General features: G+C 64.3%; 19 protein-coding genes. 13 read left to right on the top strand and 6 right to left on the bottom strand.

What is annotated here, in order from left to right:
• Window positions 1-13 precede the first annotated feature (13 nt).
• The 9 genes from doeB (at window position 14) to LJY18_RS05365 (ending at window position 9,741) form a co-directional block, all read left to right on the top strand.
• Window positions 14-1,072 carry a N(2)-acetyl-L-2,4-diaminobutanoate deacetylase DoeB gene (gene doeB / locus LJY18_RS05405; protein WP_238040753.1) on the top strand — a complete coding sequence of 353 codons (1,059 nt, stop codon included), beginning with the start codon at window positions 14-16 and terminating at the stop codon, window positions 1,070-1,072.
• A 56-nt stretch (window positions 1,073-1,128) separates the two neighbouring features.
• Window positions 1,129-2,190, top strand: a complete 1,062-nt coding sequence (locus LJY18_RS05400) for a TRAP transporter substrate-binding protein (RefSeq protein ID WP_238040752.1) — start codon at window positions 1,129-1,131, stop codon at window positions 2,188-2,190.
• 170 nt (window positions 2,191-2,360) lie between these two features.
• Window positions 2,361-2,837, top strand: coding sequence for an Lrp/AsnC family transcriptional regulator (locus LJY18_RS05395; protein WP_238040751.1), 477 nt, complete (start codon window positions 2,361-2,363; stop codon window positions 2,835-2,837).
• A 221-nt stretch (window positions 2,838-3,058) separates the two neighbouring features.
• Window positions 3,059-4,531: an NAD-dependent succinate-semialdehyde dehydrogenase gene (locus LJY18_RS05390; protein ID WP_238040750.1), complete on the top strand. Its 1,473-nt coding sequence runs from the start codon at window positions 3,059-3,061 to the stop codon at window positions 4,529-4,531.
• A 74-nt stretch (window positions 4,532-4,605) separates the two neighbouring features.
• On the top strand, window positions 4,606-6,012 hold the full coding sequence (locus LJY18_RS05385) for an aspartate aminotransferase family protein (RefSeq protein ID WP_238040749.1): 1,407 nt from the start codon (window positions 4,606-4,608) through the stop codon (window positions 6,010-6,012).
• Between the two features lie 73 nt (window positions 6,013-6,085).
• Window positions 6,086-7,081 (top strand): hydroxyectoine utilization dehydratase EutB, encoded by a 996-nt coding sequence (gene eutB / locus LJY18_RS05380; RefSeq protein ID WP_238040748.1) that lies wholly within the window; start codon window positions 6,086-6,088, stop codon window positions 7,079-7,081.
• Window positions 7,068-8,012: a cyclodeaminase gene (locus LJY18_RS05375; RefSeq protein ID WP_238040747.1), complete on the top strand. Its 945-nt coding sequence runs from the start codon at window positions 7,068-7,070 to the stop codon at window positions 8,010-8,012. Before eutB ends, LJY18_RS05375 begins: the two co-directional genes overlap by 14 nt.
• A gap of 1 nt (window position 8,013) precedes the next feature.
• Window positions 8,014-8,805, top strand: coding sequence for a maleate cis-trans isomerase family protein (locus LJY18_RS05370; protein WP_238040746.1), 792 nt, complete (start codon window positions 8,014-8,016; stop codon window positions 8,803-8,805).
• 66 nt (window positions 8,806-8,871) lie between these two features.
• Complete coding sequence (locus LJY18_RS05365; protein ID WP_238040745.1) at window positions 8,872-9,741, top strand: DMT family transporter; 870 nt, start codon at window positions 8,872-8,874, stop codon at window positions 9,739-9,741.
• A 5-nt stretch (window positions 9,742-9,746) separates the two neighbouring features.
• Here the strand turns inward: LJY18_RS05365 and LJY18_RS05360 are convergent, their stop codons facing one another.
• The 6 genes from LJY18_RS05360 to glcC all read right to left on the bottom strand — a co-directional run bounded on the left by LJY18_RS05360 (window position 9,747) and on the right by glcC (window position 15,957).
• Window positions 9,747-11,087 (bottom strand): hemolysin family protein, encoded by a 1,341-nt coding sequence (locus LJY18_RS05360; RefSeq protein WP_238040744.1) that lies wholly within the window; start codon window positions 11,085-11,087, stop codon window positions 9,747-9,749.
• Window positions 11,088-11,168: 81 nt separating this feature from the next.
• Entirely contained in the window at window positions 11,169-12,503 is a 1,335-nt protein-coding gene (gene phoR, locus LJY18_RS05355; protein WP_238040743.1) for a phosphate regulon sensor histidine kinase PhoR, read from the bottom strand.
• A gap of 58 nt (window positions 12,504-12,561) precedes the next feature.
• Window positions 12,562-13,251, bottom strand: coding sequence for a phosphate regulon transcriptional regulator PhoB (gene phoB, locus LJY18_RS05350; protein ID WP_238040742.1), 690 nt, complete (start codon window positions 13,249-13,251; stop codon window positions 12,562-12,564).
• A gap of 207 nt (window positions 13,252-13,458) precedes the next feature.
• Window positions 13,459-14,370 carry a 4-hydroxybenzoate octaprenyltransferase gene (ubiA, locus tag LJY18_RS05345; RefSeq protein ID WP_238040741.1) on the bottom strand — a complete coding sequence of 304 codons (912 nt, stop codon included), beginning with the start codon at window positions 14,368-14,370 and terminating at the stop codon, window positions 13,459-13,461.
• 79 nt (window positions 14,371-14,449) lie between these two features.
• Window positions 14,450-15,001: a chorismate--pyruvate lyase family protein gene (locus LJY18_RS05340; protein ID WP_238040740.1), complete on the bottom strand. Its 552-nt coding sequence runs from the start codon at window positions 14,999-15,001 to the stop codon at window positions 14,450-14,452.
• Between the two features lie 179 nt (window positions 15,002-15,180).
• Entirely contained in the window at window positions 15,181-15,957 is a 777-nt protein-coding gene (gene glcC, locus LJY18_RS05335) for a transcriptional regulator GlcC (RefSeq protein ID WP_238040739.1), read from the bottom strand.
• A gap of 256 nt (window positions 15,958-16,213) precedes the next feature.
• On the opposite strand from glcC, the gene glcD reads away from it, so the two are divergent.
• From glcD to LJY18_RS05315, 4 genes are all read left to right on the top strand, one after another.
• A complete protein-coding gene (glcD, locus tag LJY18_RS05330) occupies window positions 16,214-17,713 on the top strand; it encodes a glycolate oxidase subunit GlcD (RefSeq protein WP_238040738.1) in 1,500 nt (499 codons plus the stop codon).
• Between the two features lie 5 nt (window positions 17,714-17,718).
• Window positions 17,719-18,777, top strand: a complete 1,059-nt coding sequence (gene glcE / locus LJY18_RS05325) for a glycolate oxidase subunit GlcE (RefSeq protein WP_238041119.1) — start codon at window positions 17,719-17,721, stop codon at window positions 18,775-18,777.
• Between the two features lie 3 nt (window positions 18,778-18,780).
• Window positions 18,781-19,998: a glycolate oxidase subunit GlcF gene (gene glcF / locus LJY18_RS05320; RefSeq protein WP_238040737.1), complete on the top strand. Its 1,218-nt coding sequence runs from the start codon at window positions 18,781-18,783 to the stop codon at window positions 19,996-19,998.
• 117 nt (window positions 19,999-20,115) lie between these two features.
• The gene (locus tag LJY18_RS05315) at window positions 20,116-20,517 is read left to right on the top strand and encodes a heme-binding protein (RefSeq protein ID WP_238040736.1); all 402 of its coding nucleotides are present in this window, start codon (window positions 20,116-20,118) and stop codon (window positions 20,515-20,517) included.
• Window positions 20,518-20,607 lie beyond the last annotated feature (90 nt).

The raw sequence follows: 20,607 nt of genomic DNA, 5'->3' as shown, positions 1-20,607 counted from the left end.
GAGTAGCGCAACCATGAATATTTCACCTGAAGCGGAACTGCAGGCGAGCCCGCGTTCGAGCGTAGCCGAGGTTCGCGCAACCACTGTTAGCACCACTGTCGATTTCGACCGTGACGGTGTGCAGCACGGCTTTCTCAAGTTGCCGTATTCCCACGATCAGTCGGCCTGGGGCTGCATCATGATCCCCGTCAGTGTGGTGAAGAACGGCGCAGGTCCTACCGCGCTGCTCACCGGCGGCAACCACGGCGATGAATATGAGGGCATCACCAGCCTGCTCAAACTGGCCAATGAGTTGTGTGCCGAAGATGTGCGTGGCCGGGTGATCATCGTTCCGGCGATGAACTACCCAGCGGTGCAGAGCGGCAGCCGAACCTCACCGATCGACAAGGGCAACATGAATCGCTCGTTCCCCGGCAGCCCCAATGGCAGCATGACCGAACGCATAGCCGATTACTTTCAGCGCTACCTGATCCCGTTGTGCGACTACGCCCTGGACATTCATTCCGGCGGCAAGACCCTGGACATCCTGCCGTTCGCCGCTGCCCATCGGCTGCCCGACCCGCAGCAGGAAGCCAAATGCATCGAAGGTGCGCGGCTGTTCGGTACCGCCGCCAGCATGCTCCTCTTCGAACTGGACGCCGCCTCGCTTTATGACACCGCGGTGGAGGCCCAGGGCAAGGTGTTCGTCACTACCGAATTGGGTGGTGGCGGCACCAGTACGCCACAGACCATGGCCCTGGCCGATCGTGGCGTGCGCAACTTCCTCAAATTCGCCGGGATCCTCGATGGTGAGCCGGAGCTGGAACAAGAGCCGCTGATGCAATTGGATATGCCGGATGCCAGCTGCTACGTGCAGAGCACCCATCGCGGCATTCTTGAACTCACACGCAGCCTGGGCGACCGACTGCAGCACGGCGATTTGGTGGCGCGGGTGCATGCTTTCGAGCGCACCGGCACGCCGGCCGTGGAGTATCGCGCAGAACGGGATGGGCTGCTGGTAGCCCGGCGTTTTCCCGCACTGGTGGACATCGGCGACACCCTGGCGGTGATCGCCGACATCGTCGAAGGTTGAAGGCCGGCTAGCTCGGTCGTAATTCCATGACAATAACAGCAAGCGGAGACCTCATCATGAGCACACTAAGCAAACTGAAGAAAGCGGGCCTGGCTGCAGCGATAGGCCTGACCCTGATTAGTCAGGCGGGCCTTGCGGCCGCTGCAGAAGAGTGGAAGTTCGCGCTGGAGGAAATCAGTGGCAGCGTCCAGGACGCCTATGCGCAAAAGTTCAAGCAGCTGGTGGAAGAGAAGAGCGGAGGTGACATCAGCGTCACCGTCTATCCCTACGGTGCCTTGGGCGAGTCGGAGGATCTCACCGAACTGGTAGCCAACGGCGTCCTGCAGTTCACTCACGGCTCGACCGGCATTCTCGGTTCGACTGCCCCAGGCATGCAGGTGTTCTCGGTGCCCTATCTGCTGTCCCAGAACAACCAGGTCAACCTCAAGCTGCTCACCGAAAGCCCGACCATTTATGGCCCCATCGCCGACAAGCTGAAGACTCGCAACCTACGCCTGCTGAGCATGTACCCAGAAGGCGCTATGGTCTGGACCACCAACAAGGTGGTGCGCAAGCCGGCCGATTTCGACAACGTGAAGATGCGTGTGATGGCCTCGCCGATGTTGGTCGAGACCTACAAGTCGTTCGGTGCAGTGCCGACGCCGTTGCCCTATTCCGAGGTATATGGCGCCCTGCAGTTGAAGATGATCGACGGCCAGGAAAACCCGGTCTTCGCTATTGAGGAAATGAAGTTCTATGAGGTCAACGATGTCATGACCTGGTCGGGTCATCAGCAGTTCACCGTCGCCGTACTGTCCAGTGAGTCCTGGTATCAGGGCCTGCCAGCCAAGCAACGCACGATCATCGACGAGACCGTGGGTGAGTTGGCGCCTTATATCTTCGAGACCCAGGCGAAGTACAACAACGAGCGCCTGGAGAAGATCAAGCAGGCCAAGCCAAGTATCCAGTTGGTGCACCTGAATGAGGAAGAGCAAGCGGCCTTCCGCAAGGCCAGTCAGCCGATGCGCGACAAACTGGTGGACCTGGCCGGTCCCGAAGCGGGTACCGTGCTCAAGGCGCTGGAGCAGGAAATTGCCGTGCTGGAAGAACAGGAAGTTGCTGCGTTGAAACAGCAGTAAGCCCTGTGCCGGCGGGTCAGCTCGCCGGTGTATTTTAGCTATGTTTCGGATATGCGGTGCGCGGTGGCTGCTCCTGCAGGATGTGCCGTGCACACGCAGGAAGGACTGGGCGCAGCGCCAAGCCTGCCGACCAACCCACGACATAGCCTTTTTTCGCCGTGGAGCGGTTTATGCGTCTGGACAGTTACGACCTGAAGATTCTGCGCATCCTGCAGAGTAACGGGCGGATCACCAAATCCAGCCTGGCCGAAGCCATCAGCCTGTCTATCAGCCCCTGCTGGGAACGGGTCAAGCGCCTCGAAGACGCTGGCATCATCCGCGGCTATGGCGCCATTTTGAACACCGAGATGCTGTTCAAGCGTGCCGCTGTGATGGTCGAAATCAGCCTCAAGCAGCATAGCCGCGAAGCCTTCCAGCGCTTCGAAAGTGCCATGCAAGACTGCCCCGAAGTAACCGAGTGCTACGCCACCGGCGGCGGTATCGACTACATCGTCAAGGTCATGGCGCGTGACATCGACCAGTACCAGCGCCTGATCGACCGCTGGCTGATGGCTGACTTGGGCATCGAGCGCTACTTCACCTACATCGTCACCAAGACCATCAAACACAGCGAGCCTGCGCTATTGCTCGAGGGTGAAGAAGAGTAACTGAGGCTCTCTCTAATCCTGGTGGTGGCCGTTGGTATTTGCCGCGCCCAGGTGCAGAAAAAAACCTCGGTAAGCCACCGGAAAAGAAAAAAAACACAGCCCAGTCACCCCCTGAAGAGAAAAAGCCGTCGTCCGACAAGCCCTAAAGTGGACGCTGTAAACACGCACCACGCTCTGGCCGCGAACTCGCAGCGACCAGACCTGAAGAGGGGACGCTGTCCATGCATATGCTTAAAGATCCACGCCTGGTCCGCCAGTTGGCCTACGTCAACGGCAAATGGGTCGCCGGCCACGAGGGGCGCGATGAAGCCGTTTTCAATCCGGCTAGCGATGACACCATCGGCCGTTGCGCCCAGCTCGACGCCAGTCAGGTCGAGCAAGCCATCGAAGCTGCGCAAGCCGCCTTCCCGGCCTGGCGCGCGCTGTCGGTGGATGCCCGCGGTGTGATCCTCAACAAGTGGCACGATCTGCTGGTGGACAATAAGGAAGACCTGGCCCGGCTGATGACCCTGGAGCAGGGCAAGCCTCTCGACGAGTCGCGTGGTGAGATCGACTACGCCGCCTCCTTTATTCGCTGGTTTGCCGAGGAGGCGCGGCGTGCCTACGGCGAGACCATCCCCAGTCATATCCGCAATGCACAGCTGGGCAGCGTGCGTGAGCCGATCGGCGTGGTGGCCCTGATCACGCCATGGAACTTTCCCTGCGCGATGATCACCCGCAAGGCCGCCGCGGCGCTGGCCGTGGGTTGCAGCGTATTGGTCAAGCCAGCCGGCGAGACGCCGTTCTCTGCCCTGGCACTGGCCGAGCTGGCTGAGCGCGCCGGCTTCCCCGCCGGGGTATTCAACGTCATCACCGGCGAACCACAGATGGTTTCCCAGGTGCTCTGCGCCAGCGACAAGGTCAAGGCGCTGTCCTTCACCGGCTCGACCCGGGTCGGCCGTCTGCTGCTGCAGCAGGCCGCGGCCACGGTGAAGAAGTGCTCCATGGAGCTGGGCGGCAACGCGCCCTTCATCGTCCTGCCGGACATGGACGTGGAGCAGGCCGCCCAGGCGGCGATTGACGCCAAGTTCCAGACCACCGGCCAGGACTGCCTGGCAGCCAACCGCATCTTCGTCCATCGCTCGCTGTACGAGCCCTTTCTCGCCGCGTTCGCCCGGCGCATGGGCGAACTGACTGTTGGCAATGGCTTGGTCCGCGGGGTCAATCAGGGCCCGCTGATCAACGCCAAGGCGGTGGCCAAGGCCCAGGAACTGGTGGACGACGCTGTGGCCAAGGGGGCACGACTGTTGGTCGGCGATCAAAGTCTGGCTCCCGGCCACAACTTCTTCATCCCGACCCTGCTGGCCGACGTGACGCCCGAGATGCGCGTCTATCGCGAGGAGAACTTCGCCCCGGTGGCCGGTGTGCTGGCCTGGGACAACCTGGAACAGCTGATCGACCAGGCCAACGACACGGAGTATGGCCTGGCCGCCTATGTCTTTGGCTACGACATGCGCCAGGTCTGGCAACTGCTGCGTGGCCTGGAGTTCGGCATGGTCAGCGTCAACTCGGTGAAGATGACTGGCCCCGCCGTGCCCTTCGGCGGCGTTAAGCAATCGGGTCTCGGTCGTGAAGGCTCGCGCCACGGTCTCGATGAGTACAGCCAGATCAAATATTACTGCCTGGGTGGCCTACCCAGTGCCAGCGGCAGTTGAAAGCTACTGCGCTCGTGCGGTCATCAGTTGAGATCCGCGCCAACACCATTCACGAATTACATGAGGGCAATGCCATGACTATCGACACCCAGAAGATCATCGAGATCGACCGCCAGAACGTGTTTCACGCCTCCACCCACCTCAAACAGCACGCCCACGGCGAGAGCCCGGCGCGGATCGTCACCGGTGCCAAGGGCATCCGCATCCAGGATTCGCTGGGCAACGAGTTCATCGATGGCTTCGCCGGCCTGTATTGCGTGAACATCGGCTACGGCCGCACCGAGATGGCCGAGGCAATCTACGAGCAGGCCAAGCAACTGGCCTACTACCACACCTATGTCGGCCACACGACCGAAGGCCTGGCCACGCTATCCGAGCGCATCGTAACGCTCGCCGGTCAGGGCATGAGCAAGGTCTACTACGGCATGTCCGGCTCGGACGCCAACGAGACCCAGCTCAAGCTGGTCTGGTACTACAACAACATCCTCGGCCGCAAGGAGAAGAAGAAGGTCATCTCCCGCGACCGCGGCTACCACGGTTCGAGCATCGCCTCCGGTTCCATGACCGGCCTGCCGGTGTTTCATGCCCACTTCGACCTGCCCCTGGAACGCATTAAGCACACCGTCGCGCCGGTCTACTATCGCCGCCCCGACGACGCCATGAGCGAGTTGGATTTCTCCCGTTATTGCGCGCAAAAACTCGAGGAAATGATCCTCGCCGAAGGCCCGGACACTGTCGCGGCGATGATCGGCGAGCCGGTACTCGGCACCGGCGGCATCGTGCCGCCGCCACAGGGCTACTGGGCGGAGATCCGCAAGGTGCTGGACAAGTACGACATCCTCTTGATTGCCGACGAAGTAGTCTGCGGTTTCGGTCGTCTGGGTGTGGACTTCGGCTCGCAGTACTACGAAATGAAGCCAGACCTGATTACCGTGGCCAAGGGCCTGACCTCGGCCTACCAACCGTTGTCCGGGGTCATCGTCGGCGAGCGCGTGTGGCAGGTGCTGGAGCAGGGCACCGACCAGTTCGGCGCCATCGGCCATGGCTATACCTACTCGGGTCACCCCATTGGCATCGCCGCGGCCATCGCCAACCTGAACATCATCGACCGCGAGAACCTTACTGGCAACGCTCGGGATACCGGCGCCTACCTGCAGCAGCGCATGCAGGCCACTTTCGCCGAGCATCCGCTGGTCGGCGAGGTTCGCGGTATCGGCTTGCTGGCGGCCCTGGAATTCTCCAGCGACCGTAGCAAGCGCCAGCACTTCGACCCCAGCCTCAAGGTTGGCCCGATGATCTCTGCCGCCTGTATGGAGGAAGGCCTGATCGCACGCGCAATGCCGCACGGCGACATCCTTGGCTTCGCGCCGCCGTTGGTGGTCACCCGTGATGATGTGGATGACATTGTCGGCCGCGCCGAACGCGCGGTGAACAAGGTCACCGACAAGCTGATCAGCAGCGGCGCCTGGCAGGCCAAGTAAGGCTTGCCGCTAGTCAGAACCGGGGGCGGCAAGGTCTCCGGCTTGTTGGTTTCACTGACTGTTGGGGATTTGTATGCACCACGAACTAACCCTGCATGACATCTACCTGGCGCGCCAGCGCATTGCCGGGTTAGTCCTGCGCACCCCGCTGGTGCGCTCCGAGTCGTTGTCGCAACGCTGGAACTGCGAGGTCTGGCTGAAGCTGGACAACCTGCAGCCGACCGGCGCCTTCAAGCTGCGCGGTGCGACCAATGCACTGCTAGGCCTGGACACCGCGCAACGCGCGCGTGGCGTGGTGACCATGTCCACCGGCAACTTCGGTCGCGCACTGGCCTATGCCGGACGGCACCTGAGCATCCCGGTTACGGTGTGCATTTCGCGTCTGGTGCCGGAGAACAAGGTCGAGGCCCTGCGCCAGAGCGGTGCCGAGCTGGTGATCCATGGTGAAGCCCAGGACGAGGCCGACGTCGAGGCGCGCCGTTTGCGCGACGAGCAGGGCCTGGCCTATGTCTCGCCCTTCGACGACCCGCTGGTGATCGCCGGCCAGGGCACCTGCGGCCTGGAGATCATGGAGGAGCAGCCCGACACCGACCTGGTGTTCGCCGGCCTGTCCGGTGGTGGCCTGATTGCCGGCGTCGGCTTGGCGGTCAAGGCCATCAACCCGCGGGCCGAGGTGATCGGGGTGAGCATGAACCAGGGCGCGGCGATGCTCGAGAGCCTGGCCGCCGGCCATCCGGTGCAGGTGCCCGAGGTGGCGTCGCTTGCTGACAGCCTGGGCGGCGGCATTGGCCTGGACAACGCCTGGACCTTCGCCATGACCCAGCGCTACATGGACCGCGGCTACAAGGTCGACGAGACGCAGATCGCCCGCGCCATGTTGCACTTCCTGCATGAGGAAAAGATGTTGGTCGAAGGCGCCGCTGCCGTTGGTGTCGCCGCCGTCGAGCAGTACCGGCTCGACCTGTCTGGACGGCGGGTGGCCTTGGTGGTCAGTGGCCAGAACCTGTCGAATAAAACCTTTGCCGAGGCCTGCCGCCTGGCCGGAGAGCGCCCCTATGCAGATCTATAACCGCCAGCAGATTGCCAAGCGGGTGAAACTGGATCAGGCCGCCCTGGAGGCGGTCGAAGCTGGTTTTGCCGCCCTCGGTCGTGGCGAGGTCGAGATGCCACCGATCCTCAGCATGAATATCGTCGAAAGCAACGGCGAGGTCGACGTGAAGACCGCGCATATTCGCGGCTGGCCGTGCTTCGCGATCAAGATCAGTCCCGGCTTCTTCGATAACCCCGCGCTCGGTCTGCCCAGCCTCAACGGTTTGATGCTGCTGTTCTCGGCCAAGACCGGGCTGGTCGAGGCGGTGCTGTTCGACGAGGGCTACCTGACCGACATCCGCACCGCGCTGGCCGGCGCCATCGCCGCCAAGCACCTGTCGCGCACCGATGCACGCAGCGTCGCGGTGATCGGTGCAGGCCTGCAGGCTGAGCTGCAGGTCGCTGCCCTGCGCCTGGTACGCGACATCCGCGAGGTGCATGTACACGCCCGCGACCGCGCAAAGGCCGAGGCCTATGCCACCCATATGCGTGCCTATCACGGCCTGCCGGTGACCGTGCACGCCAGCGCCGCCAGTGCCTGCGCCCAGGCCGATATCGTCATCACCACTACCCCGGCGCGCGAACCTGTGCTGCGCTGGAGCGACCTGCCCAGGGGGGTGCATGTCACCGCTATGGGCTCGGACAATCCGCACAAGAACGAACTGGAGCCGGCCATCCTGGCCAACGCTGACATAGTGGTGGTCGATCGCCTCAGTCAGTCTCAGACCCTCGGCGAACTGCATCACGCCCCGGCGCTTGAGCGCGAGGTATTCGAGCTGGGCAGTCTGATCGCCGAAGGCTGCCAGGCGCGCACTGCGGCCGAGCAGATCACGGTGTGCGACCTGACCGGAACCGGGGTGCAGGACACCGCGATCGCCAACTACGCTGCGCACCTGCTCGAGGGGGCTTGAGATGTCACTGTCCTTCGCCGGTTTTCAGAAATGGCAACGCATCTACGAGCATCAGCGCGCCGCGGATGACAGCCATGTGCGCATCGGCCTGGTGCAACTGGCCAGCGACTTTACTCTGGAAAACGAATGGCGCCAGTTACTCGGCGAGCGCATTGAGCTGTACAGCACCCGCACCCCCTGCAGCCCTAAAGTCACCCCCGAGGGGCTGCGCGCTCTGGCACAGGGACTCGCTCAGTCCAGCGCGCAGCTGGTGCCGGGCTTGCCGCTGGACGTGCTGGCATTCGGCTGCACCTCCGGCAGCATGTTGATCGGTGAGCAGGAGGTAACCCGGCTGATCAGCCAGTCGCACCCGGGCGTCCCGGTGACTAATCCCTGGAGTGCGGTCAAGGCTGCTTTGCGCGGTCTCGACGCCCGACGCATCGCAGTGCTCACACCCTACATCGGCGAGGTCAACTACCCGCTCTGCCAGGGGCTGGAGCAGGCTGGCCACGAGGTGGTGGCCTTCGGTACCTTCGCCGTGCTGGAGGATGCCGAGATCCCGCGAATTCCCGAGGCGGCGATTGAGCAGGCGGCGCGCGAGCTGCTGATCGGTCAGCGGGTCGACGCGTTGTTTCTCGCCTGCACCAACCTGCGCACCCTGGGTATGCTCGCCGAGCTGGAGCGCAGCCTGGGTCTGCCGGTGATCTCCAGTAACCAGGCGATGTTCTGGCATGCCCTGCAACTGGCCGGTTGCGTGCACCGGCCGGCGGACTTCGGCAGCCTGCTCAGCGATAGTCGCCTGGCAGGCTGCTAGCGGTATGGGTTGAGCGCAGCGATACCCTTCGCGGCTACCGTTGGGCAGTCATACAAGGAAGAAAAAGTGCAGGACAGACAGAAGGGCTTGCTCCTGACCGCCCTGGGCATGCTGGTGATTTCACCGGATGCCCTGGTGCTACGCTGGCTGTCCGGCGATGCCCTGCAGATCCTGGCATGGCGCGGTCTGCTGATGGCGATCGGCCTGGGCCTGCTGCTGACCTGGCGCTATCGCGGCGCGCTACCCGGAGCATTTTGCCGTTGCGGCTGGACCGGCGTCGGCTGCGCGCTGAGCTACTGTTTCAGTACGCTGTGTTTCGTCCACGCCATAGGCCTGGCCGGGGCGGCCAGTACCCTGTTGATCTTCAGCCTGTCGCCATTGATCGCTGCCGCCTTGGCCTGGTTTTGGCTGGGCGAGCGCCTGGCCCTGCGCACTCTGCTGGCGATACTGGTCTGCCTCGGGGGCGTCCTGTTGATCGTCGCCGATGAGTCACCGGATAGCAGCCTGACCGGCAGTCTGCTGGCGCTGGCGGCCGCCACATTGCTGGCCGTTAATTTCACCCTGGCGCGCAGCCAACCGGCGGTGGACATGAGTCCGGCGTTGATTCCCGGCGCCCTGTTGGTGTCGCTGCTGGGGTTCGTCTTCGGCGGCACCCCGACTCTTGCCGCACAGCAGTGGCTGGTACTGGCGCTGATGGCCGGAGTGTTGCTACCGCTGGCGTTCATGCTGATTCAGCTCGGGCCGCGCTGGATCAGCGCCACCGATGTGGGCTTGTTGCTGCTGCTGGAAGTGGTGCTCGGGCCATTATGGGTCTGGTGGCTGCTCGACGAGGCCCCGGGTGGCCAGGTACTGCTGGGCGGCAGCATCATTCTCCTCGCGCTGCTCGGTCACAGCCTGCTGAGCTGGCGGCGTGGTCCACGGCCAGTGAGCGCTTGAGCCGCTCACTGCAGCCTGAGGACCTTGGCCAGGACAATCTTCGGTCCCTTCATCTTCTTGACGATGATGCGCAGCCCCTCCACTTCCAGCACTTCCTCTTCCTCGGGCATGCGCTTGAGGGTTTCGTAGATCAGCCCGGCCAGGGTTTCCGCTTCGATATGGTCGAGGTTGACCCCCAGCAGGCGTTCGACCTTGAACAGCGGCGTGTCGCCGCGCACCAGCAACTTGCCCGGCTGATAGGCGAGAATGCCGCGCTCGGTCTTGTGGTGTTCGTCCTGAATATCGCCGACCAGGGCTTCGAGCACGTCTTCCATGGTCAGGTAGCCGATGACCTTGCCGTCTGCTTCTTCGACCAGGGCGAAGTGCGAGCCACCCTGACGGAACTGTTCGAGCAGGTTGGACAGCGGCATATGCCGGCCAACCCGTTCGATCGGGTGCATCAACTCGGCCAGTTTCAGCGCCGAGGGCAGCATCTCCAGCAGGGAGAGGTGCAGCAGCAGATCCTTGATGTGCAGCACGCCGACGAACTCGCCGGCGGCTTCGTCGAAGATCGGGTAGCGGCTGTACTTGTGCCGGCGAAACACGCTGAACACCTCGTCCAGCGGGGCGTTGAGCTCAAGGTAGATCAAGTCTTCACGGGAGTTGGCCCAGTCCACCACTTCCAGTTCACCGAGTTCCACCGCCGAGGCCAGCACGCGCATGTCCTGGTCGCTGGGGTTGCTGGCGCGGCTGGAGTGCAGGATCAGCTTGAGTTCGTCGCGGCTGTAATGGTGCTCGTGATGCGGCCCCGGTTCGCCCTGGCCGGCAATGCGCAGGATGGCGTTGGCGCTGGCATTGAGCAGGAAGATCGCCGGGTACATGGCCCAGTAGAACAGATACAGCGGCGCGGCCGTCCACAACGACAGCAGTTCGGGCTGGCGAATCGCCCAGGACTTCGGTGCCAGCTCGCCCACCACGATATGCAGGTAGGAAATGATCGAGAAGGCGGTGAAGAAGGCAATGCCGTGCACCAGCTTGGCCGACTCGATGCCAATGGCGCCGAGTAGCGGGGTGAGCAGTTCGGCGAAGGCCGGCTCGCCGACCCAGCCGAGGGCCAGCGAGGCCAGGGTGATGCCCAGTTGGCAGGCCGACAGGTAGGCATCCATCTGGTTGTGCACAGTGCGCAGGATATGTCCGCGCCAGCCGTTCTGGTTGGCCAGGGCCTCGACCTTGGTGGCACGCAGCCTGACGATGGCAAACTCGGCGGCGACGAAAAAGCCGTTGAGCAGCACCAGCAACAGGGCGAAGAGAACGAGGCCGAAATCGGCGAAAAAGGTAGTGACGGTGAGACTCGTGGAGGGGTCCATAAAGGTTTCGGTAGGCCAATGACCGCTAGAGGGTGGGGCCAAGCAAGCGGCTTTGCAAGCCTGCGCATCGACCGCGGCGGCTTAGCTGTCGCGCCGCACCACTTGAGTGCTGGGGAAGTGGCAGGTGAAGGTGCTGCCCTTGCCCAGGCTGCTGACGATCTGCAGGCGGGCGCGGTGGCGCAGCAGCACATGCTTGACGATGGCCAGGCCCAGGCCGGTACCGCCGGTGTTGCTCGCGCGGCTGGAGTCGACCCGGTAGAAGCGTTCGGTCAGGCGTGGCAGGTGCTTGGCCTCGATGCCCAGGCCGCTGTCTCGCACCGCGAGGTGCGCGCCCTGCTCGTCGCCCCACCAGCGGATGTGAATCTCGCCTTCCGCGGGGGTGTACTTGACCGCATTGAACACCAGGTTGGAGAAGGCACTGCGCAGTTCCGCCTCGCTGCCCTTGAGACGCAAATGCGGGTCGGCCTCCAGGCTGATGTGGTGCATGCTTTCACCGGACAGCGCCTGGGCGTCGCTCTTGATGCTCAACAGCAGCAGGTCGACCGCCACCGGCTGGTTGTCCGAGGGGTAGTCGGTGGCTTCCAGCTTGGCCAGCAACAGCAGGTCATTGAGCAGGCTCTGCATGCGCCCGCCCTGCTGCTGCATCTGCTGCAGCGCGCGCAGCCAGCGCGGGTTGACGTCTTCGACGTTGTCCAGCAGGGTTTCCAGGTAACCGCTGATCACCGTCAGCGGCGTGCGCAACTCGTGGGAGACGTTGGCGACGAAGTCCTTGCGCATCTGTTCGAGCTGAAACAAGCGGGTGACGTCACGCACCAGCATCAAGTGCTCGCGATTGCCGTAGTGGGTGATATGGAACTGCAGGCGCCGACGGTTGTTGAGCGGCGAAGGCAACTCCAGCGGTTCGAGGTAGCTGCCGCGCTCGAAGTATTCGACGAAGCGCGGGTCGCGCAGCAGGTTGGTGATCGTTTGACCACTGTCCTGCGGGGTTTTCAGGCCAAGCAGGGTTTCCGCGGCGCGGTTCCACCATTCCAGATTGCCGTTGCTGTCGAGCATGATCACTGCGTCATTCAGCGCGGCGGTGGATTCCTGCACCCGATCGATCACCGCCTGCAGGCGGCCGCGGGCTTTCTCGTTGCGTCGTTGCAGGTGGTAGATGCTGTCGAACACCTCGCCCCACAGGCCATAGCCATCCGGTGGTGGCTCGTCCGGCTGGTGTTCTTTCAGCCATTTGTGCAGGCGCAGCAATTGGTTCAGGGTCCAGCCCAGGTAGATGGCCAGGCCGGTGGCCAGCGCCCAGGCATACTCGCCGGTGAGCAGGCCGAGCAGCAGGCTGGCGCCGATTAACAACAGCAGACTGCGCACCACAGTGCCACGCCAGTTTTGCTTCACTTGGGAGTCATCCGCCAATCGATCCATTGAGCCGCAGAGGCAAGCCGGCAATCCTAACCCGCGCCATCATCGGCCGGGAATAGCGCTAGCTCTTGCTGGAGAAACGATAGCCGGTGCCGCGCACGGTCTGCACCAGGTTTTCGTAAGCTTCGCCGAGCGCCTTGCGCAGGCGGCGGATGTGCACATCGACGGTGCGTTCCTCGACGTAGACGTTGCCGCCCCAGACCTGGTCGAGCAACTGGCCGCGGGTATAGGCACGTTCCTGATGGGTCATGAAGAACTGCAGCAGGCGGTATTCGGTCGGGCCCATCTCGGCCGGCGTGCCATCGATGGTCACCCGGTGGCTGACGGGGTCGAGCAGCAGGCCGCCGACTTCGATCGGTCCCTCGCTGTCGCTGGGGCCGGCGCGACGCAGCACGGCCTTGAGGCGGGCGACCAGTTCGCGCGGCGAGAACGGCTTGGTGATGTAGTCGTCGGCGCCGACCTCCAGGCCCTGGATCTTGTTGTCTTCTTCGCCCTTGGCGGTGAGCATGATGATCGGGATGTCGCAGGTCAGCTCGTCACGCTTGAGCCGGCGTGCCAGTTCGATGCCGCTGGTGCCGGGGAGCATCCAGTCGAGCAGGATCAGGTCGGGCTTGCGGTCGACGATGATGGCATGGGCCTGCTGGCTATTCTCCGCTTCCAGGCACTCGTAACCGGCCATTTCCAGGGCCACCGCGATCATTTCGCGGATCGGTGCTTCGTCATCGACGATCAGAATGTTCTTGCCAACCATGGATCCAGCCTCAAGTCGTTCTACTGTCATGCGTGGCATTAGATAACGGAATTATTGCAGCCATGTGACAGGCAGGGGCAGCGGCGTGCCTTACACGGGATGGGCAATGAGGTTGTGCGGGCCTCGATGGCAGGGGGATTGAGTGACATCGGCGGCCTTGTCTCGCATAACTGGGCGGGGGAGCCTGGATAGTAGCCCGGCCCTGCCTCAGGGCAAAACGCTCGGCTGTGCCCGCAGCGCGTAATCCAGCACGATGCCGAGGAAAATCGCCAACCCCGCCCAGTGGTTGTGCAGGAAGGCGTTGAAACAGGCCATCGGCTTGCGGTTGCGGGTCTTGTGGTATTCCCAGGCGAAGCAGGCGGCCGCCACTACCAAGCCGAGATGGAAGGGCAGGCCCAGCTCGAAGCGACTGCCGGCCAGCAGCAGGCACAGCAGGGTCAGGCCCTGAAGGATGGCGATGATCAGGCGGTCGGCCTCGCCGAACAGGATGGCGGTGGATTTCACCCCGATTTTCAGGTCGTCCTCGCGGTCGGCCATGGCGTAGTAGGTGTCATAGGCCACCGTCCACAGCAGGTTGGCGATGAACAGCAGCCAGGCCTCCGGCGGCAGGCTGCCGGTTTCGGCGGTGAAGGCCATCGGCATGCCCCAGGAAAACGCCGCGCCGAGCACCACCTGGGGATAGAAGGTATAGCGCTTCATGAAGGGGTAGCAGGCGGCCAGGGCCAGGCCGCCAAAAGACAGCCAGATGGTCGCGGCGTTGGTCAGCAGCACCAGGATAAAGGCCAGCGCCAGCAGCACGGCGAACAGGATCAGCGCCTCGCGCGGCGTCACCTTGCCGCTGGCCAAGGGCCGCGCCTGGGTGCGTTTGACGTGGCCGTCGAAGTTGCGGTCGGCGTAGTCGTTGATCACGCAGCCGGCGGCGCGCATCAGGATCACTCCGACGATGAAGATAAACAGGTTTTTCGCGCTCGGCACACCTTCGGCTGCGACCCACAGGGCCCATAGCGTCGGCCAGAGCAGCAGGTAGATGCCGATGGGCTTTTCCAGGCGCATCAGCTGGATGAAGTCCCAGGTGCGGGGATGCAGGCGATTCAGCGATTTGAGCAGGCGGGTGTACATCGAGCGCTTCTCCGGGCGGGGTGCGGCGGATTATACGGGCGCTGGGCGCGAAGGGTGGATCGATACAGAAAGAGCGGCCCTAGGCCTCGATCCCGGCTGCCGGCCAGAACTCGGGCAGAAACACTTCGACCACCAGCACCCCGAGGGCGCCGCGGCTGAAGCAGGAGCGACGTGCCCACAGGCGTTCTGCACGCACTTCGGTGGGCAGCCAGGCCGCCGGGAATCGGCAGGCCTGCAGGGTGCTGCGGTCGAACGCGCGGTCGCTGAACAGCAGTTCGCCGAGCGAGCGGCTGCCCAGCTGATCCAGGGCCAGGCCGGAGCCCTGCAGAACGCTGCGCGCCGCCACGCTGCGGGCGAACACCCAGGGTTGGCCATGGCCGCGCAAATACACTTCACGCACCCAGCCCTGACTGCCGGCCGCGACCTTGAGGGCGCTGCATTCGTCGCTGCGCAAGCGCTGCCAGCCCTCGACCAACGGGCTGACGCTAAAGCCGTCAGCGGACAAGGCCGTCAGTCTGCGGGTCAGCGACTCTTGATTGAACAGCCATTCGCGCACCCCGGCAGCCGGGGCCGGGTGCAGTTGGCTGGCAGTCAGCCAGTGCGGCGGATGGGCGAGGGCGGCATGGGGCACGACAGAATTCACCTCAAATCGGAAGCGCGCGAGTCTAGCACGGACGTCCGCAGGCGTAGGCTGGGTTAGCGGCGCGTAACCCAACAGCTGCCAGCGGCCACGGGGTTGATGCGCCGAGTCAGGTGCCCGAGGTGGCTCTGCCTGTCGCGCCTAACCCACCATAGGCTGCCCCCGGCCGATCACGACCAGCCTTCCAATCTCATGGTCGCGCGCACCAGGCGCTGTTCCTCCTGTTCGATCTCCTTGAGGTTGTCGCGGATGCTGAGGATGTGCTCGCGGGCGGCGCGTTGCGCCTGCTCCGGCAGGCGCTCGATGACCGCGTGGTAGAGCCGGGCATGCTGGCGGTCGATCTGGCGTTTCTGCAGTGGTCGGTGATAGAGGTTGTTGACCGAGGCGAACACCGAGTTGAGCATCAGGTCGGTCAGCGATTGCAGGGTGTGCAGCAGCACCGGGTTGTGCGATGCCTCGCAGATGGCCAGGTGGAAGGCGTGGTCGAGGCGCGCATGTTCGCGCGGTTCGACCTCGCTCGGCGGCTCGTTGTGGGCGTCGAGCATTTCCTCGTAGCGGCGGGTCAGCAGGACGAAATCCGCATCGGTACCGCGCAGGGCCGCCAGGCGCGCCGACTCGGCCTCGAGCAGGGCGCGTACTTCAAGCAGATCGAACAGGGTGCGCGGCTGCGAGCTGAACAGGTGCATCAGCGGGCTGGCGTCGCGCGCCCCGTTCAGGGTCGCGACCCGCGAATCGCGGCCTTGGGCGGTTTCGATGATGCCGCGCCCGCGCAGCACCTTGAGCCCTTCGCGCAGTGCCGAACGGGAAATTCCGAGCTTCTCGCACAGGCGTCGTTCCGAGGGCAGGGCCTGGCCCACCTTGAGCACGCCATCGACGATCAACCGTTCAATTTTTTCGGCCACTACATCGCTGACCTGGCGGCGTGCTGCGGGCTGTTCTAGATCCATTCTGGTGCACTCGCTGACTGGTATGACCAGCTAGGGTTTGTCGAAATTCAGTTGACGAATATAAGCGCCTTAGTCATGCAGGGCAAAGCCTGAGTCGATAAGTGGTGATGCACGAGTCTAAAAAAACTGGTCATACCAGTATGGATGGAGGTGGACGTCAGAATTGCCAGGGGCTAAACATGGTGCACAACTAGCGCACCGCTGTGCGGATGCGCCATAACGACTACACCCGCTACGCCACACGAGTGAGCCTGCCATGAGCATTCTGTACGACGAGCGCGTCGATGGCCCGTTGCCCGCAGTCGATAAGCCAGCCCTGCTGGCCGCATTGCGCGAGCAACTGCCCGACCTGGACGTGCTGCATACCCAGGAAGACCTCAAACCCTACGAATGCGACGGCCTCTCGGCCTACACCGCCACGCCGATGCTGGTGGTGCTGCCCGAGCGCATCGAGCAGGTCGAGCGTCTGCTCAAACTTTGCTATCAGCGCGGCGTGCCGGTGGTGGCACGCGGCGCCGGCACTGGCTTGTCCGGCGGCGCCTTGCCGTTGGAGCAGGGCATCCTGCTGGTGATGGCGCGCTTCAACAAGATTCTCGAGGTCAACCCGGCTGGGCGTTTCGCCCGGGTCCAGCCCGGCGTGCGCAACCTGGCGATTTCCCAGGCCGCCGCTCCTTATGAACTGTATTACGCGCCGGATCCGTCTTCGCAGATCGCCTGTTCGATCGGCGGCAACGTGGCCGAGAACGCCGGCGGCGTGCATTGCCTGAAATACGGCCTGACCGTGCACAATCTGCTCAAGGTCGAGGTCCTTACGGTCGAGGGCGAGCGCATGACCCTGGGCTCCGATGCCCTGGATGCACCGGGTTTCGACCTGCTCGCGCTGTTCACCGGCTCGGAAGGCATGCTCGGCATCATCACCGAGGTCACGGTCAAGTTGCTGCCCAAGCCGCAGGTGGCCAAGGTGCTGCTGGCCAGCTTCGATTCGGTGGAAAAGGCCGGGCGCGCGGTGGGCGACATCATCGCCGCCGGCATCATTCCCGGCGGCCTGGAGATGATGGACAACCTGGCGATCCGCGCCGCGGAAGACTTCATCCATGCCGGCTACCCGGTCGAGGCCGAGGCCATCCTGCTGTGTGAACTGGACGGCGTCGAAGCCGACGTGCGCGACGAGTGCGAAAGGGTACGTGTGGTGTTGGAGGCGGCCGGCGCCAGCGAAGTGCGCCTGGCCCGTGACGAGGCCGAACGGGTCAGGTTCTGGGCCGGACGCAAGAACGCCTTCCCGGCGGTCGGGCGCATCTCGCCGGACTACTACTGCATGGACGGCACCATTCCGCGCCGCGAGTTGCCCGGTGTGCTGCGCGGCATCGCCGAGCTGTCCGCCGAGTACGGCCTGCGCGTGGCCAACGTGTTCCACGCTGGCGACGGCAACATGCACCCGCTGATCCTGTTCGATGCCAACCAGCCCGGCGAGCTGGAGCGCGCCGAAGCCGTCGGCGGCAAGATCCTCGAACTCTGCGTGAAGGTCGGCGGCAGCATCACCGGCGAGCACGGCGTCGGCCGCGAGAAGATCAACCAGATGTGCGCCCAGTTCAACAGCGACGAGCTGACCCTGTTCCACGCGGTGAAAGCAGCCTTCGATCCCAAGGGCCTGCTCAACCCCGGCAAGAACATCCCGACCCTGCATCGCTGCGCCGAATTCGGCGCCATGCATGTGCACCACGGCCAGCTGCCCTTTCCCGACCTGGAGCGTTTCTGATGGTCATGCCGCATGATTTCGATGCCAGCACGGCGCTGCTGGAACAGGTCAATCACGCCCTCAACAATTCGTTGCCGCTGCGTATTCAGGGCGGCAACAGCAAGGCATTTCTTGGCCGCCCGGTCACCGGCGAGGTGATCGACAGCCGCGCCCACCGTGGCATTGTCAGCTACGACCCGACCGAGCTGGTGATCACTGCCCGCGCCGGCACCCCGCTGGTCGAATTGCAGGCGGCGCTGGATGAGGCCGGGCAGATGCTCACCTGTGAGGCGCCGAGCTTCGCTGGCGGTGCCACCGTCGGCGGCATGGTCGCCACGGGGCTGTCCGGCCCACGGCGGCCCTGGGTCGGCTCGGTCCGCGACATGGTCCTGGGTACGCGTCTGATCACCGGCCACGGCAAGCACCTGCGCTTCGGCGGCGAGGTGATGAAGAACGTCGCCGGTTATGACCTGTCGCGCCTGCTGGTGGGTAGTTTCGGCTGCCTGGGGCTGCTCACCGAAGTGTCGCTCAAGGTGCTTCCCAAGCCCCGTGAGTGCCTCAGCCTGCGCCTGCCGATGGATGTCGAGAGCGCCCTGCGCAAACTCGCCGAGTGGGGCCAGCAGCCGATCCCGCTGAGCGCCGCCAGTCATGACGGCCGCGCCCTGCACCTGCGCCTGGAAGGTGGCGAAGGTTCGGTGGCTGCCGCGCGCAAGAGCCTCGGTGGCGAGCTGCTCGACCCGACCTACTGGCAGCAGCTGAACGAGCAGCGCCTGGCCTTCTTCGCCGACCCGCGACCCTTGTGGCGCCTGTCTCTGCCGAACAACAGCGCGGTGCTGAGCTTGCCCGGCGATCAGTTGATCGACTGGGGCGGTGCCCAGCGCTGGCTGAAATCCACTGCCGAGGCGGCGCAGATCCGCAGCATCGTCAGTGCCGCCGGTGGCCATGCCACCTGCTTCACTGCCGGGGTCTGCGACAGCCCGTTCCAGCCCCTGGCCGCGCCCTTGCTGCGCTATCACCGCCAGCTGAAATCCCAGCTCGACCCGCAAGGGATCTTCAACGCTGGCCGCATGTATGCCGAGGTTTAAGCCGTGCAGACGAATTTAACTGAACAGGCCAAGCGTCTGCCGCGCGGCGAAGAAGCCGAAAGCATCCTGCGCAGCTGCGTGCATTGCGGATTCTGCAATGCCACCTGCCCGACCTACCAGCTGCTCGGCGACGAGCTGGACGGCCCGCGCGGGCGTATCTACCTGATCAAGCAGGTGCTCGAAGGCAATCAAGTCACGGCCAAGACCCAGTTGCACCTGGACCGCTGCCTGACCTGCCGCAACTGCGAAACCACCTGCCCGTCGGGGGTGGACTACCACAACCTGCTGGATATCGGCCGCGCGGTGGTCGACGCGGCCGTGCCGCGTCCGCTGGGCCAGCGCGTGCTGCGCGAAAGCCTGCGCGCCCTAGTGCCGCGTCCGGCGCTGTTCAAGGCCTTGGTCCAGACCGGCGAGGCGTTCCGCCCGTTGCTACCGGCCGTGCTCAAGGCCAAGTTGCCGCGACAGATCCACCCGGCCAAGCCGCGACCGCCGATGCGCCATGACCGCCGGGTGTTGATCCTCGAGGGCTGCGTGCAGGCGGGCCTGTCGCCCAACACCAACGCCGCCAGTGCTCGGGTGCTCGATCGTCTCGGCATCAGCGTCACGCCGATCCGCGAGGCCGGTTGCTGCGGCGCCGTGGATTATCACCTCAACGCCCAGGAGCAGGGTTTGCAGCGTGCCCGGCGCAATATCGATGCCTGGTGGCCGGCGATCGAGGTCGGCGCCGAAGCGATCGTGCAGACCGCCAGCGGCTGCGGCGCCTTCGTCAAGGATTACGGCCACCTGCTCGAGCATGACCCGGCCTACGCGGCGAAAGCCAAGCGGGTCAGCGAGTTGGCCAAGGACCTGGTCGAAGTGCTGCGCGGCGAGGCGCTGGAAGCGCTCGGCGTGCGCAGCGACCAGCGCCTGGCCTTCCATTGCCCGTGCACCCTGCAGCATGCGCAGAAACTCGGCGGCGCCGTCGAGGGCGTGCTCAGCCGTCTGGGCTTCCAGCTCACCGCGGTGGCCGACGGGCACCTGTGCTGCGGTTCGGCCGGAACCTATTCGATCACTCAGCCAGAGCTGTCCCGGCAGTTGCGCGACAACAAGATGGACGCCCTGGAAAGCGGAACGCCGGAGGTGATCGTCACCGCCAACATCGGCTGCCAGACCCATCTCGATGGCGCCGGGCGTACCCCCGTGCGCCACTGGATCGAGGTGGTCGAGGACGCCATGGGCTGAGGGCCGCGGCCCTCGCTTTAGGAGTCCGGATGCAGTCCGGAACGGCCGAAAACTCCCGGGTTGTATCCGGGCCACGAATTCGCGCATTACGCGCCAATCAATCATGAGAAACCACACATGCAAAGCAAATCCGTATTGGGTCAAGCCGAAGTCGCCCGCATCCTCGCCGCTGCCCGCGCCGAAGCGCAGCAGCACAACTGGGCCGTGGCCATTGCCGTGGTCGATGACGGCGGTCATCCGCTGGCCCTCGAACGCCTCGATGGTTGCGCACCGATCGCGGCCTACATCGCCAGCGAGAAGGCGCGCAGCTCGGCCCTCGGTCGGCGCGAGACCAAGGGTTACGAGGACATGGTCAACGGCGGCCGCAGTGCCTTTCTGTCGGCCCCCTTGCTGACGTCCCTCGAAGGCGGCGTACCGCTGATCGTCGACGGCCAGGTGATTGGTGCGGTTGGCGTGTCCGGGGTCAAAGCCGATCAGGACGCCCAGGTCGCCAAGGCCGGTATTGCCGCCCTGGCCTGAACGCAATAGAGCGGCGCCCAGCGCCGAACAATCCCTGACCCCCGCCGTTGTTGTCGCGGGGCAGGGGATAACTGAATTGGAGAGTCAAAG

Origin of the sequence: Pseudomonas sp. MMS21 TM103, assembly GCF_022132145.1 — a bacterium.
Taxonomy (GTDB): domain Bacteria; phylum Pseudomonadota; class Gammaproteobacteria; order Pseudomonadales; family Pseudomonadaceae; genus Aquipseudomonas.
The sequence above is the reverse complement of the archived record's forward strand: the minus strand, read 5'-3'. Positions and strand labels throughout refer to the sequence as shown.

Coding starts and splice junctions, on each gene's coding strand:
- phoB (WP_238040742.1), bottom strand. CDS start 13,251: ATGGTTGGCAAGAACATTCTGATCGTCGATGACGAAGCACCGATCCGC.
- LJY18_RS05375 (WP_238040747.1), top strand. CDS start 7,068: ATGCAGATCTATAACCGCCAGCAGATTGCCAAGCGGGTGAAACTGGAT.
- LJY18_RS05390 (WP_238040750.1), top strand. CDS start 3,059: ATGCATATGCTTAAAGATCCACGCCTGGTCCGCCAGTTGGCCTACGTC.
- phoR (WP_238040743.1), bottom strand. CDS start 12,503: ATGGATCGATTGGCGGATGACTCCCAAGTGAAGCAAAACTGGCGTGGC.
- eutB (WP_238040748.1), top strand. CDS start 6,086: ATGCACCACGAACTAACCCTGCATGACATCTACCTGGCGCGCCAGCGC.
- glcC (WP_238040739.1), bottom strand. CDS start 15,957: ATGGATCTAGAACAGCCCGCAGCACGCCGCCAGGTCAGCGATGTAGTG.
- LJY18_RS05370 (WP_238040746.1), top strand. CDS start 8,014: ATGTCACTGTCCTTCGCCGGTTTTCAGAAATGGCAACGCATCTACGAG.
- LJY18_RS05360 (WP_238040744.1), bottom strand. CDS start 11,087: ATGGACCCCTCCACGAGTCTCACCGTCACTACCTTTTTCGCCGATTTC.
- LJY18_RS05395 (WP_238040751.1), top strand. CDS start 2,361: ATGCGTCTGGACAGTTACGACCTGAAGATTCTGCGCATCCTGCAGAGT.
- LJY18_RS05315 (WP_238040736.1), top strand. CDS start 20,116: ATGCAAAGCAAATCCGTATTGGGTCAAGCCGAAGTCGCCCGCATCCTC.
- LJY18_RS05400 (WP_238040752.1), top strand. CDS start 1,129: ATGAGCACACTAAGCAAACTGAAGAAAGCGGGCCTGGCTGCAGCGATA.
- glcE (WP_238041119.1), top strand. CDS start 17,719: ATGCCGCATGATTTCGATGCCAGCACGGCGCTGCTGGAACAGGTCAAT.
- ubiA (WP_238040741.1), bottom strand. CDS start 14,370: ATGTACACCCGCCTGCTCAAATCGCTGAATCGCCTGCATCCCCGCACC.
- doeB (WP_238040753.1), top strand. CDS start 14: ATGAATATTTCACCTGAAGCGGAACTGCAGGCGAGCCCGCGTTCGAGC.
- LJY18_RS05385 (WP_238040749.1), top strand. CDS start 4,606: ATGACTATCGACACCCAGAAGATCATCGAGATCGACCGCCAGAACGTG.
- glcD (WP_238040738.1), top strand. CDS start 16,214: ATGAGCATTCTGTACGACGAGCGCGTCGATGGCCCGTTGCCCGCAGTC.